The sequence below is a fragment of the Pannonibacter sp. genome, from assembly GCF_051860505.1.
Classification (GTDB): domain Bacteria; phylum Pseudomonadota; class Alphaproteobacteria; order Rhizobiales; family Stappiaceae; genus Pannonibacter.
The window spans coordinates 1-12,283 of the sequence record NZ_JBHYDX010000042.1; the positions used below are offsets into that span (position 1 = coordinate 1).

The 12,283-nt window shown below is 63.1% G+C and carries 12 protein-coding genes and 3 tRNA genes; 6 read left to right on the forward strand and 9 right to left on the reverse strand.

Features of this window, described 5'->3' with window-relative positions:
• Positions 1–235: 235 nt before the first annotated feature.
• Positions 236–1,390 carry a DUF2336 domain-containing protein gene (locus ACTIFE_RS20100; protein WP_439530926.1) on the forward strand — a complete coding sequence of 385 codons (1,155 nt, stop codon included), beginning with the start codon at positions 236–238 and terminating at the stop codon, positions 1,388–1,390.
• 122 nt (positions 1,391–1,512) lie between these two features.
• Here the strand turns inward: ACTIFE_RS20100 and ACTIFE_RS20105 are convergent, their stop codons facing one another.
• The 6 genes from ACTIFE_RS20105 to ACTIFE_RS20130 all read right to left on the reverse strand — a co-directional run bounded on the left by ACTIFE_RS20105 (position 1,513) and on the right by ACTIFE_RS20130 (position 7,704).
• Positions 1,513–2,052, reverse strand: a complete 540-nt coding sequence (locus ACTIFE_RS20105; protein WP_439530927.1) for an Hpt domain-containing protein — start codon at positions 2,050–2,052, stop codon at positions 1,513–1,515.
• Between the two features lie 92 nt (positions 2,053–2,144).
• Positions 2,145–2,930, reverse strand: coding sequence for an NAD kinase (locus tag ACTIFE_RS20110; RefSeq protein WP_439530928.1), 786 nt, complete (start codon positions 2,928–2,930; stop codon positions 2,145–2,147).
• 317 nt (positions 2,931–3,247) lie between these two features.
• Positions 3,248–4,663: an NADP-dependent phosphogluconate dehydrogenase gene (gndA, locus tag ACTIFE_RS20115; RefSeq protein WP_439530929.1), complete on the reverse strand. Its 1,416-nt coding sequence runs from the start codon at positions 4,661–4,663 to the stop codon at positions 3,248–3,250.
• Positions 4,664–5,126: 463 nt separating this feature from the next.
• Positions 5,127–5,531, reverse strand: a complete 405-nt coding sequence (locus ACTIFE_RS20120) for a hypothetical protein (RefSeq protein ID WP_439530930.1) — start codon at positions 5,529–5,531, stop codon at positions 5,127–5,129.
• A gap of 189 nt (positions 5,532–5,720) precedes the next feature.
• A tRNA-Thr gene (locus tag ACTIFE_RS20125) sits at positions 5,721–5,796 on the reverse strand.
• A gap of 702 nt (positions 5,797–6,498) precedes the next feature.
• Positions 6,499–7,704, reverse strand: coding sequence for a GTP-binding protein (locus ACTIFE_RS20130; protein WP_439530931.1), 1,206 nt, complete (start codon positions 7,702–7,704; stop codon positions 6,499–6,501).
• Between the two features lie 211 nt (positions 7,705–7,915).
• Here ACTIFE_RS20130 and ACTIFE_RS20135 point away from each other — a divergent pair, with 211 nt between their 5' ends.
• Both ACTIFE_RS20135 and ACTIFE_RS20140 read left to right on the forward strand, forming a co-directional pair.
• Positions 7,916–8,230, forward strand: coding sequence for an antibiotic biosynthesis monooxygenase family protein (locus tag ACTIFE_RS20135; RefSeq protein WP_439530932.1), 315 nt, complete (start codon positions 7,916–7,918; stop codon positions 8,228–8,230).
• Positions 8,230–8,724: a hypothetical protein gene (locus tag ACTIFE_RS20140; RefSeq protein WP_439530933.1), complete on the forward strand. Its 495-nt coding sequence runs from the start codon at positions 8,230–8,232 to the stop codon at positions 8,722–8,724. Before ACTIFE_RS20135 ends, ACTIFE_RS20140 begins: the two co-directional genes overlap by 1 nt.
• 332 nt (positions 8,725–9,056) lie before the next feature.
• Here ACTIFE_RS20140 and ACTIFE_RS20145 read toward each other — a convergent pair whose 3' ends face one another.
• From ACTIFE_RS20145 to ACTIFE_RS20155, 3 genes are all read right to left on the reverse strand, one after another.
• Complete coding sequence (locus ACTIFE_RS20145; protein WP_439530934.1) at positions 9,057–9,941, reverse strand: TrmH family RNA methyltransferase; 885 nt, start codon at positions 9,939–9,941, stop codon at positions 9,057–9,059.
• Positions 9,942–10,057: 116 nt separating this feature from the next.
• Positions 10,058–10,564 (reverse strand): hotdog fold thioesterase, encoded by a 507-nt coding sequence (locus ACTIFE_RS20150; protein ID WP_439530935.1) that lies wholly within the window; start codon positions 10,562–10,564, stop codon positions 10,058–10,060.
• A gap of 47 nt (positions 10,565–10,611) precedes the next feature.
• Positions 10,612–11,142 (reverse strand): MarR family winged helix-turn-helix transcriptional regulator, encoded by a 531-nt coding sequence (locus ACTIFE_RS20155; RefSeq protein WP_439530936.1) that lies wholly within the window; start codon positions 11,140–11,142, stop codon positions 10,612–10,614.
• Positions 11,143–11,658: 516 nt separating this feature from the next.
• On the opposite strand from ACTIFE_RS20155, the gene ACTIFE_RS20160 reads away from it, so the two are divergent.
• From ACTIFE_RS20160 to ACTIFE_RS20170, 3 genes are all read left to right on the forward strand, one after another.
• Positions 11,659–11,743: transfer RNA gene (locus tag ACTIFE_RS20160), tRNA-Tyr, on the forward strand.
• A gap of 22 nt (positions 11,744–11,765) precedes the next feature.
• A tRNA-Gly gene (locus tag ACTIFE_RS20165) sits at positions 11,766–11,839 on the forward strand.
• 175 nt (positions 11,840–12,014) lie between these two features.
• The coding region (locus ACTIFE_RS20170) for a GTP-binding protein (protein WP_439530937.1) at positions 12,015–12,283 on the forward strand (269 nt) is incomplete at its 3' end.

The following is a 12,283-nucleotide window of genomic DNA, read 5'->3' on the forward strand; positions in this document are numbered from 1 at the left end:
AACACAAGTAGAATCAATGTCATGCACCTTGTCCAGAAACTTAAACCGGACAGCAGTGGCACAAGGCGGGGATGACCCCTGAGTGGGCGGCACTGCTCCGCCGGCAGCCAGGCCCATGTCGCGTTTCCGATCTCGCGCGTGTTGCCCAATTTATGGTGAACCGAACGTTAAGTCTTTGTGTGGCAACCTGATCTTCGCGAAAGGGCCGCAGTAGGGTGAGGTGTCCGGTCGAGCCATGATCATTCGTCAGTTTCTCCAGTGGATCGAGACAGCGCCGGCCGGTGCGCGGGCAGAGGCGACCGGGGCGCTGGCACGGGCGTGGCTGCATTCACCTTTGTCCGAGGACGACCGCGCGGCTGCCCTGTCGGCCTTGACCTGGCTGCTCGATGATCCGGCGCCGGAGGTGCGGTTTGCCCTGGCCGATGTGTTTGCGCGCCGGAGGGATGCGCCGCAGCACCTGATCCTGTCCTTGATGCGGGACCGCAGCGAGATTGCCGCGCTGGTCGTGGCGCATTCTCCGCTCATTCCTGACGGTGACCTGATCGACCTTGCTGCCGAGGGCGACACGGTCCTGCAGCGGGCCATTGCGCGGCGGATTGATCTTTCCGCGCCCGTCGCTGCCGCGCTGGCCGAAGTCGCGCCGGCTGAAGTCTGCGCTGAGTTGCTCGACAACGCACATGCCCATCTCCTCGTCTTCAGCCTCTCTCGGTTGGCCGAGCGCTTTGCCGGCGACGCTGAATTGCGCAACCGGTTGCTGGCGCGCGCCAATTTGCCGCTCGCCGTTCGCCACCGCCTGATCACGGCCCTGACCGAAGGCCTGCGCGCCCGGGCGGTTGTTCTGGTTGGAACGGATCCGGAGGAAACCGCCACCTATCTGGAGGAGGCGCAGGAACGGGCCACGCTGGTCCTGTGCGGGCAGGCGGATGACGATGCCCTGCCGGCCTTTGTCGAGCATCTGCGCGCCAGCGGCCAGTTGACGGCACGGCTGCTGATCCGGGCAACCGGGCAGGGCCGCTTGCGGTTGCTCGCCCTCAGTCTGGCGTTGCTGACGGCGCAGGACACGGACACGGTTGCCGGGGTTCTGGCGACCGGCCGGGAAGCCGGATTGCGGGCGCTCATCGCAGGAGCCGGGTTGCCCCGGCGCTGCCAGCCGCTGTTCGTCTCGGCCATCCAGGCTTATCGGGAGGCCGGGGAGCCGTTCACCTGCGATGCCACGCCGGAGGTTGTCCGGCCGGTGCTGGAGCAGGTCGCATCCCGGTTGCAGGCCTCAGCAGGGCGGGCAGGGGACGAGGATATCGAGGATCTGTTGCGCATGGTCCGGGGCCTTGCCCTTGAGGCTGCGCGCAGCGATGCCCGGCGCTTTGTCGAGGGGGCTCGCACCGCCGCCTGACCTTCGTGCCGCGATTGTGCCGGCCCGGTCAGAAATTGTCGGAATTTGTCGGAGAGTGTTGCGTGATGGCACGTCCGCAGCGCGACTTTGTCGCGTTTTGGCGTTCGTGTCCGGATCTGCGCTCAGCGGTCCGTTTCGCCGTGCCGGGCCAGGTAGTCTACCGTGACATCTGTCAGCTTGCGCAGCAGGGTGACGCCAGTCAAGTTGCTGTCATCCCTGGCTTTTTCGCTCACCATTGCTTTAATGGCAACCACATGCTGCTGCAGCAGAACCACCGGCAGGTCTTCTGGTGTGGTCACTGCTTCGATCAGATGGCAGAGGTTGCCCGCAACCTGTCCCACCAGCGGATAGCCAAGTGTTGCGGACTGTCCCTTGATGTTGTGGGCAGCCTGGTAGAGAGGGTCAAGTGTCTGGCGGGACAGTCCTTTTGCATCGACGTCCTGCCAGGCAGCAAACAGCGCCTCGGCCTCGTTGCCCATCCAGCCATCGAAGTTCCCCGACAGCTTCTGCAGCGCCGCTTCCGCTGCTTTCACAGGGTCGAACTTGGCCGCCTCGCGCGGACTCATCACGCGAACTTTCTTGCGCAAGTCTTTGGGCGGTGTGAGGAATTCGACTTCTCCATCGAAGTCATCCTCACCAAAAGGCTGGTCGGTCCCAGACATCGTATCACCCCCCGCCGCCGCCAGTCTTTCCTGGCCAGCCCGTTCCAGTTCCGCGCAAGCTTGCTCTGATCAGGCTAAAAAAGCGTTGCAATTCAATATCGAAACATCTCGCTGAGGATTCTTTCGTCCCAGCCGTGCTCCTGGTCAAACATCATGATGCAGGACGATCCCGTGTCCTCCTGAACACTGACCTTGGCGACATTGCGGATCTCGGTATGGTCGGCCGCTGCACTGACCGGGCGCTTTCCGGGCTCCAGAACCTCGATGTCGACCACCGCCCGGTTGGGTAGAAGCGCTCCGCGCCAGCGCCGTGGGCGGAAGGCGCTGATAGGCGTAAGTGCAAGTAAAGGCGCGGAAATCGGCAGGATCGGCCCATGCGCCGACAGGTTGTAGGCGGTGCTTCCCGCCGGTGTCGCGATCAGGCAGCCGTCGCAGATCAGTTCCTCCAGCCGCTGCCGTCCGTCGACCGAAATGCGCAGCTTGGCCGCCTGGTAGGTCTGCCTGAGCAGCGACACTTCATTGATCGCCCGGGCGGTGTGGTGGCCACCGGACTGGTCGACCGCCTGCAGGAACAAGGGATGGATCGTCGTCACATCGGCCGCGCCAAGCCGGGCGAGCAGATCTTCCTCCTTGTATTCATTCATCAAAAAGCCGACCGACCCCCGGTTCATGCCATAGATCGGCAGGCCGGAATTCATGAAGCGATGCAGCGTCTGCAGCATCAAGCCGTCGCCGCCGAGGGCAACGATCACGTCGGCTTCTTCGGGTGGGGCATTGCCATAACGCTCAGCCAGACTGTCCAGCGCCAGGCGCGATTCCTCGGTGTCACTGCCCACAAGCGCAATGCGGCCAGAGCGGATCTGTGGTCTCGTCGTCATGGCGTTTCCCGGCGCATCCCCTTGGTCCTGCAGGTCTTTGCCGCAGGGACGCCCACTAAACAGCATCCCGGGGCGAAGGCCAAGGTCAAAGCACCGCCTTGCACCACAATGCAAGAACGGGCAGCCATCAGGCCGCCCGTTGCCAGTCCTTGTTCGTCATCCCGGGCGAGAGCGAAGCGGAGACCCGGGATCGGTACGCCAAGGCCCATCGGTTCCCAACTCCCCAAAAAACCGAGACTTCGGCTCTCCGGTCCCGGCTCGGCGCTTCGCATGGCCGGGATGATGGAGGAAAAATCAAGCGAAATCAGAGGCTTCAATCAAGCTCCGGCACTCCACGGACCGTGGTGGATGTCGCGGCCATCGAGACGGTCGAAGCCATGGGCGCCGAAGAAATCGCGCTGCGCCTGGATCATGTTGGCCGTGCCGCGTGCGGTCCGCATCAGGTCGAACCATGCCAGACCCGAAGCAAGCGCGGGCACCGGTAGGCCGTTCAGCGCGCCGAGCGCCACCACCTGGCGCAGGGCCGGAATCGTCGCCTCGAGCCGGGCAGCGAAATCGGGCGCAAGGATCAGGTTGCGGCCCGGGTTTTCGGTGAGGGCCGAGGCCATGTCGTTCAGCATGTCCGAGCGGATGATGCAGCCGGCGCGCCAGACGCGGGCGATCTCCGGCAGCGGCAGAGACCAGCCGAAACTGTCGGAAGCTGCTGAAATCATGGCGAAACCCTGCGCATAGCAGAGGATTTTGCCGGCGATCATCGCCTGTTCCAGCGTGGCGGCGGAGGGCACATCGGCGGCGGCAAGTCGCTGCGGGGCGGCACCGAAGCGGGCTTCGCCTGCCTTGCGCTCGTCCAGACGCGCGGAGACATTGCGCGCCATCACGGCCGCCTCGATCACCGGCACGGGAGTTGCCAGATGCTGCGCCTCGATGGCGGTCCAGCGGCCGGTGCCCTTCTGGCCGGCGCTGTCGAGGATCATGTCCAGCATCGGCTGGCCGGTCGCCGGATCGATGGCCTTGGAAACGGCAGCAGAGATTTCAACGAGATAGGACCGCAGCACGCCCTCGTTCCAGTCCGCAAAAAGCTGGCCGACATCGGCTGCGGACTTGCCCGCTCCGTCGCGCAGGATGCCGTAGATCTCGGCGATCATCTGCATGTCGGCATATTCAATCCCGTTATGCACCGCCTTGACGAAATGGCCAGCGCCCGCCTCGCCCATCCAGGTGGCGCAGGGGATGTCCTGATAACGTGCTGAAATCGCTTCCAGAATATGCGAGACCCGGTCCCAGTCGGCCTTCAGGCCGCCGCCCATGATCGAGGGACCATGGCGCGCGCCCTCCTCGCCGCCCGACACGCCGAGGCCCAGAAAGCGCATCGGCAGGCCGGCCGCCGCGCGGCGGTTGGTGTCGTGGAAATTGGCGTTGCCTGCATCAATGACGAGGTCGTCCTTGTCGAGCAGCGGGGCCAGCGCCGCGATCTGGTCGTCGACAGCCTCACCTGCGGGAACCATCAGGATGATCGCTCGCGGCTGCTTCAGGCTGGCGACCAGGTCGGCCAGGCTCTCGGTCGGGATGACATTGGCCGCCAGGACGCCGGCTTCGGCGTGGAAGCGGCGGGTGACCTCCGTCGTGCGGTTGAACACCGCGATGGGAAAGCCCTTTTCGGCAATGTTGAGGGCAAGGGCGGCACCCATGGTGCCAAGGCCAATGAGGCCGATCTCAGCAAGCGTGCTGGCCATCCATGCATCCTTTGTTGCCGGCGCTTGAAGCAAAACGCGCGGGCCTGCGACCCGAGGATCGCCACGTGCTGCACGCCGGACCGGTTCCGTCTCTGTCCAAGGCCGGGCGACAGATGTGTCCGGCCACCAGCCCTCCCCCTGACATTTTCACAAGTGGGTGGTCAAGGGTGGATGAGGGGAAAGGGATTGGGTGTAGGGCTTCGGTATCATCATCGGGCGCAATGGACTGTCAACAGGTGGAGGAACGGTAGGCTGCCCAAGTGTTTCGACCGTGGCAACTGGCAATCCGTCCAATTCGGTGACCGTACAACATGTCGTACCAATGACCAAAACAAGCGACGGACAGGTAATTCGACGGCTATGGATCGAAGCCGATATCGAAACAACTTTGCTTGCCTTAGCAATGCATAAAGCTTCAGATGACCTAAAGCATTCATGCTCGACTTATCCTTACAGTAAATAACTACCTACCAAGCCAGTAACCAAAGCGGCCTTCAGGGTCCTCCATCGCAACTGTACAGCTTTTCATGTAGTCGCCGTACAACACGCTGATGTTTGAGGTGTTTCCGTCGATGCGGTCCTGCATCTCTTCGATAGCAATTTTATACCGGCTTGCTGTCGTTTCCTGCAGAAGGCCTATGGAATCGCCAGACGCGAGAGCATATGCCAGCGCCTGATTCATCAGTTGGGTGTATTGCGCTGCGGTCGCCGGATCATTCGAATTTTCAAATGCAATACTGACTACACCGAAGTAGGCGGCGCAGACAGCGTACTCGTGCGCAAGGTTATTGACGGCAACGTAAGGTTCAGCAGCAGTAGCAGGTAGCGTTAGGCCAAGAAGCCATCCTGCGACTGAACTCAGTTTCATTCTGTCCTCCGTCGAGGCCCATCGCTATGCACTTGTTGCTGATATATTGAACCGGATCGCTGCTTTTTTGCAAGCTGCCGATTGGTTCCACAGTCTTTTGGTGGCAGGCGCTTTTGAGCCGGCTCTTTGAACATGTCTCTGTTCGCAGGCATCGGCCACGATAAAAATCAACGATTTCGGTGGTTATAGTGGTGCCGGCAACAGGATTCGAACCCGTGACCCCCTGATTACAAATCAGGTGCTCTACCAACTGAGCTATACCGGCTTTCTGGCGCAATGTGGCCGAATGGGAGCGCTTCTACCAGAAAGGATGCCGCGTTGCATCCCTTTTGGCTCCGGTTTTCCACGTTGATTTGGCGGGGGGAGCGGGTCGGGCCCTAACTCCGCATCTGTCATGCCATGGCTGGGCCATGGCATCCATGCCGTGCCCTCTCATCCGGGCGGGGCATCTGCGATCCGGACCGTCCACACGTCGCCGCCAGATTTGCCGAGAGGTATCGGCATGGATGCCATGATCAAGTCATGGCATGACGACAGGGGGTATGTGTTTCCAATCCAGAACCGGAACTTCAGCCCCTGCGACAACGTCGCAGCCAATCGTTCGGCTTTTCACCTCCGTCATGCCATGGCTCGACCATGGCATCCATGCCGTGCCCTATTATCCGGGCATGGCATCTGCGATCCGGACCATCCATACGTCGCCGCTTGTGCTGGGCGTTAGGTATCGGCATGGATGCCATGATCAAGTCATGGCATAACGGCGGAGACTGGGGGGGCTGCACCGCGCCTTGTTCTGCGCGATTTCGCCTGTTGAGACTGTCAATGCCGAGCGGTTCCGGCTAGCGCAGCGGTCATCCCCGCCCAAGTCTGAACAACAAGGCGGGGATCCAGCTACTGGCTCAGGGCCATCTTGGGGACCCCGGTCGCCGGAACCGCTGCGTGGGTCCCCGCAAAGCGCAGAAGCCCGTCAGGCGGCGGACTTGCTCCAGAGGGGGAAGGGGTCGGTCATGTGGCGCCAGGCGGCCGGGGTGAAGCCCTTGGCGGGCACGAGGCAGTCGGCCAGTTCTTGGCGCAGCGCCTCTTCGTCCATGGGATCGCAGCCGATGAAGACCAGTTCCTGCCGCCGGTCGCCCCAGACCGGGTCGAGGTAGCTTTCCATCGAGCGGTGCCAGTCGGGATGCTCCGGCCAGTAGGACTTCGGCACTGCCGACCACCAGAGGCCCCGCTTTTCGGTGCGCACCTGCGCGCCGGCCTGGGACAGTTCGCCGACGAAATCGGGCCGGGTGGCAAGCCAGAAGAAGCCCTTGGCGCGCACGACGCCGGGCCAGGAGCGGTTGATGAAGGCCTGCAGCTTTTCCGGGTCGAAGGGCTGGCGGGCGCGGAAGACGAAGGAGCGGATGCCGTATTCTTCCGTTTCGGGCGTGTGATCGGCGAAGCCGTTCAGTTCCTTGTACCAGAGCGGATGGGTGTGGGCGCGCTCGAAGTCGAAGCGGCCGGTGCCGAGAATGTCGGAGAGGGGAACCTGGCCGAAGTCGGTCTCGACGAGCCGTGCCTCAGGGTTCAGCGACCGGATGATCTTGCGGGCGGCTTCGAGGTCCTCTGGCGTCGCGCTGGAGATCTTGTTGAGAACGATGACATCAGCAAACTCGATCTGATCGGTCAGGAGGTCAACGAGCGTGCGGGTGTCGTCCTCGCCCAGCGACTGGCCGATGTCGTTGAGGCTTTCGACCGAGCCGAATTGCGCCAGCAAGCCGGCTGCGTCGACCACGGTGACCATGGTGTCGAGCCGGGCGATGTCCGAGAGGCTCTCGTCGTTCTCGTCGCGGAACTCGAAGGTGGAGGCCACTGGCAGAGGCTCGGCGATGCCGGTGGATTCGATCAAGAGGTAATCGAAGCGGCCTTCCTCGGCGAGGCGCCGGACCTCAACGAGGAGATCGTCGCGCAAGGTGCAGCAGATGCAGCCGTTGGTCATCTCCACCAGCGTCTCCTCTGTGCGCGACAGGTTGGCCCCGCCATCGCGGATGAGGGCGGCGTCGATGTTCACTTCCGACATGTCGTTGACGATGACGGCAACCTTCAGGCCTTCGCGATTGGCCAGGACATGGTTGAGCAGCGTGGTCTTTCCGGCGCCGAGAAAGCCGGACAGCACGGTGACGGGCAGGCGTTTGGTCATGATCTCCCTCATGAACGATGCATAATGTAATAACGTTACATTTCTATAGCCGCGACTGACCGACTTGCCAAGGTCTGCGTCAGCTTGACCACAGGCAGGCACCAGCCTGGTGCTTGACGTCGTGTTGCGTTGAAAATATGAGTTCCTTAGTCATGTATTTTGGTGGCGCGTCTGATCTGGCCGCCAACCCGTCGAAAAAGGGACAGCAGCCATGTTCATCGCGATGAACCGCTTCAAGGTGAAGACCGACCGGCAAGAGGAATTCGAGGCGGTCTGGAAGGGGCGCGACTCGCGTCTGGCCGAACTGCCGGGCTTCCAGGGCTTTCACCTGTTGAAGGGGCCAGTGAACGAGGAAGACGGCATCACGCTCTATGCCTCGCACACGGTCTGGACGAGCCGGGAGGACTTCCTGGCCTGGACGAAGTCCGAGCAGTTCCGCGATGCCCATCGCAACGCTGGCGGCAACAAGGACCTCTATGCCGGTCCGCCGCAGTTCGAAGGCTTTGAAGCTGTCGGGGGCGCGTGATGGGTGAGGCCCCAAAGGACAGCCCTGCCGCTGGAAAGCCGGCCTGTGAGGGAACTGGCGACGGCGGCGATGCCATGGTGCTGGCGCGGGACGAACAGGCGGTGCTGCAGGTGCTGCGGTTCATCTGCCTGACCTATGCCAAGCCGCAGGCACACAGCTGGGAACAGGCGCTGGCAATGGCGGCCGACGCGTTCGGCCCGGCCGTTGGCGGCGAGGTGGCCGTGGCCGTGATGCAGCTGATGCTGGCGATCCGCGTGACCCGGCGCACGACGTTCCGGTTTCGCGATCCCAATTGCGCCTGCTGCCGCACCCGCCTGTCGGACGTGGAGGCGAAGGTGATCACGCTGGTTCGGGCGGCGCGCAAGGACCCCTTGCGTCCGGCCCGGGTGGATGCACTGATCCTGACCGAGGGTGGCCCGACCGCCGCCGTCCTGGCCGAGGCCGACCGGCTGGCGGGTGTGCTGGACCGGCGACTGACCGCGCGCGCGGCGTGATCCGCTTGGTGCTTGTTAAGGTGACCCTGGCGGGTTCAGGCTGGGTGAACCGGGAGCGGAGCGTCCCGGGTTCAGACGGATGAAAAACCCATCACCTCTCCATCGTCATCCTCGGCCTTGTGCCGAGGATCTATACAAATCAATGGTTTGCAGATGGTCGGGACAGGCCCGACCATGACGGAGGGGAGGAGTGTGGCCTTTGCAATTCCTCGCGCCGGGCTGGGCGTTCCGTTGTCCTGTGAAGCGACGGTGTCAGGCCCGGGCTCTCCGGTCACGGCTCGGGCTTCGCTCGGCCGGGATGACTTCGGTGAGGCCCGGGTCTGTTGCCTGCCTTATAGCCCCATCTTGGAGCGGGCGAGGTAGAGCGACAGGACGGCGGCGTTTGACACGTTGAGCGAGCGGATCTCGCCGGGCATGTCGAGGCGGGCGAGGGTGTCGCAGGCCGCGCGCACGCCCTGGCGCACGCCCTTGCCCTCGGAGCCCAGCACCAGCACGGTCTTGTCGCCGAATGTGGTTTCCTCGAGCGTCGCCGGTCCATCGCTGTCGAGGGCAACGCGGAAGAAGCCTTCCTCACCCATTTCGTCGAGGAAGCGGGCGAGGTTCTTGACCCGCACATGCTTGATCATGTCGAGCGCGCCGGAGGCGGACTTGGCGAGAACCGAGCCTTCTTCCGGCGCATGCCGCTCGGTTGTGACGACGGCGTCAGCGGCAAGCGCCACGGCCGAGCGCAGGATCGCGCCGACATTATGCGGATCGGTGACCTGGTCCAGCACCAGCACCAGCCTAGCGCCCTTCAGTTCCTTGACGCCATAGGCCGGCAGCGGATCGGCTTCCAGGATCATGCCCTGGTGCACCGCATCCTTGGTGACCATGCGGTCCAGCGCCCGCGGCGCGGTGATCTCGACGGGCACGTCGATCTTCACGCCGCGCTCTTCCAGACGGTTGACGGCGTTCTCCGAGGCAAAGAGCTTGATGCGGTTGCGATCGCGGTTGGCGAAGGCGGCCTCGACCGTGTGCAGGCCGTAAAGCAGCACCGGGCCTTCCGGCGGCAGGCCGGGGCGGCGCGGGCCGGGTTTCACGAAGCCGCGGCCGGGCTTGTCGCGCTGCCACGGCGCGCGGTCGCCGCCGGCGCCGCCAGAGCCTGTCGGGCCTGATTTGCGGAAGCCGCCAGCCCCGGCGGGGCGGGGGCGCTTGCTGGATGATGTGTCGTCACTCATGGAGCTGTCATAAAGGCAATCGCGGTCCAGTTGAACCGCGATTTTCAAGGCATTGACCGCAACAGGCGGCTTTTGTGCCCAGGCAAGGCGGCCAGAACGCTCGCTCGCGCGCCTGTTCAGGCGGTTTGCAGCGGGAAGATCATGCAAGTGACGGTGCCATGGGCGATCAGCTTGCCCTTGGCATCGACCAGGCGGCCTTCGGCGGTGGCGAGCCGGTTGCCGCGATGGGCGACGATGCCTTCACAACGCACCTCGCCGGAGCCGGGCATCAGGGGGCGCACCATATTCACGGTGAGCGAGGTGGTCGTGTAGATCTCGCCGGGCTTCAGTTCCGTGTGGACGGCGCAGCTCATCGAGGTGTCGAGGATGGTGGAGATCCAGCCGCCATGCACCGTGCCTTGCGGGTTCATATGGGTCTTGTCCGGATTGCCCAGAAAGACGGCGCGTCCAGCCTCTGCGGTCTCCAGCAGGATCTGCATCGTGATCATGATTGGAGGGGCGGGCAGCTTGCCCTCCTTCATATACTGAAAGATCTCCAGACCAGAGAGAGTGGCGATGTCGGCGAGCGGCAGGGCGCCGAGCTGACGATTGGCAAGATCAGCTACCGGGGTAACGGATGTCATTTCGGGTGTCCTTTGCAAAGAAGGCAGGAAAGGGGAGACTGGGCGGATCAGTCGGAAGGAGTTGCGACATCCGGGGATGCGTTAGGGCTCAACTGGCGGAGCGCGTCGCGCAGGCGGTTCAGGCTGGCGCGGACCGCCTTGGCGTCGTCGGGGCCGAGTTCTCCGAGAAGCGTGTTCTGGGCCGTTGCCCATGCTGCAGAGGCTTTCCGCAACGTTGACCGTCCGGCTTCAGTCAGCGCCGGCAACTGACGTCGCCCCGCCCCCGGTGCCAGTTCAATCAGACCTGCGGCCTGCAGCGGCTTGAGGTTTCGGGTCAAGGTCGACCGGTCGATTGATAGAAAGGAGGCAAGGTCGCCAAGTGACGCCGGATTGCGGGAGGCAATGCCGGCCAACAGCGAGAATTGGGTGACCTCCAGCCCGACGTCGGCCAGATGCGCATTATAGTGCCGGGTGATCAGGTTGGAGGTGCGGCGCACAGCGAGACCAAAACAGCCTCGCGCCATGGCATCGACATCCGGACCATCCTGTTGGACCTGCAGATCAGCTTGATGCCCGTCTGGGGGAAGGGGGTAGGACATGCTCACCTGCCTTTTGTGTTGCAGATACAAGACCTGAAGGCGTTGTCTATTGCAAGTACAAGAATCGAATCAAAGCGCCGGACCCGCTGCCGCCGAACCCATCGGCAGTCAGAGGCAAGCCGGAGCGCGGCAGTGGCGCAAAGAGGGGGACGGGCACAGGAAGCGGAGCCGGCAGGACTTTTAAAACCCGAGCATCTGCCCTGAGATTTTCCGGCAAAATGGGGCGGAACTGGCGGGATCTGCGGTTGCCGAGGCTGTGGTGAGCGGTGGATGTGGTGGGGAAAACCCCTGTGGAAACAATGGAAGAGCTTGAGTCCGCGACGGCATTTATGAGGTGTGCGCAGTCTCCGGTGGCGAAAAACGCTGGTCATCAGGCATTTTGTCACCTCACCCGGCAAATCGGCGTTGACAGGGCAGGACTGCATCTGCATAACACGCGCCACAGGACACCCCGCACTTGTGGCGGGGCGGTCTGTGAAGCCATCCTGACTGCTTCGGACAGAGGCTCGACGGAATGGAGGAGTGCCCGAGTGGCTAAAGGGGACGGACTGTAAATCCGTTGGCTAAGCCTACGTTGGTTCGAATCCAACCTCCTCCACCATCGTCTCCCGAAGTCCGGGTCAGCGGGTGTAGCTCAATGGTAGAGCAGCAGCCTTCCAAGCTGATGACGAGGGTTCGATTCCCTTCACCCGCTCCATCACTGGGTGCCGATCAGAGTGACCGGTACGGGCAGTTTCTGTCCCGGGGTCCTGGACAGAACGGGAAGCAATTCGCTGCCACCGGGGCGCCTGAAATGGCGACCGCAGCGGCCGGAAAGCGTCCCGCCTCGAACCTAGACGACTGAACCGCGTAACGGATAGAGAGCGACGCCGATGGCGAAGGAAAAGTTTGAGCGCACGAAGCCGCACGTGAACATTGGCACGATTGGCCACGTTGACCACGGCAAGACGACGCTGACCGCAGCGATCACCATGACGCTTGCGGAAGTTGGCGGTGCAGTTGCAAAGGCCTATGACCAGATCGACGCGGCGCCGGAAGAAAAGGCCCGCGGCATCACGATCTCGACCGCACACGTTGAGTATGAGACGGCTGCCCGTCACTACGCCCACGTGGATTGCCCGGGTCACGCCGACTACGTCAA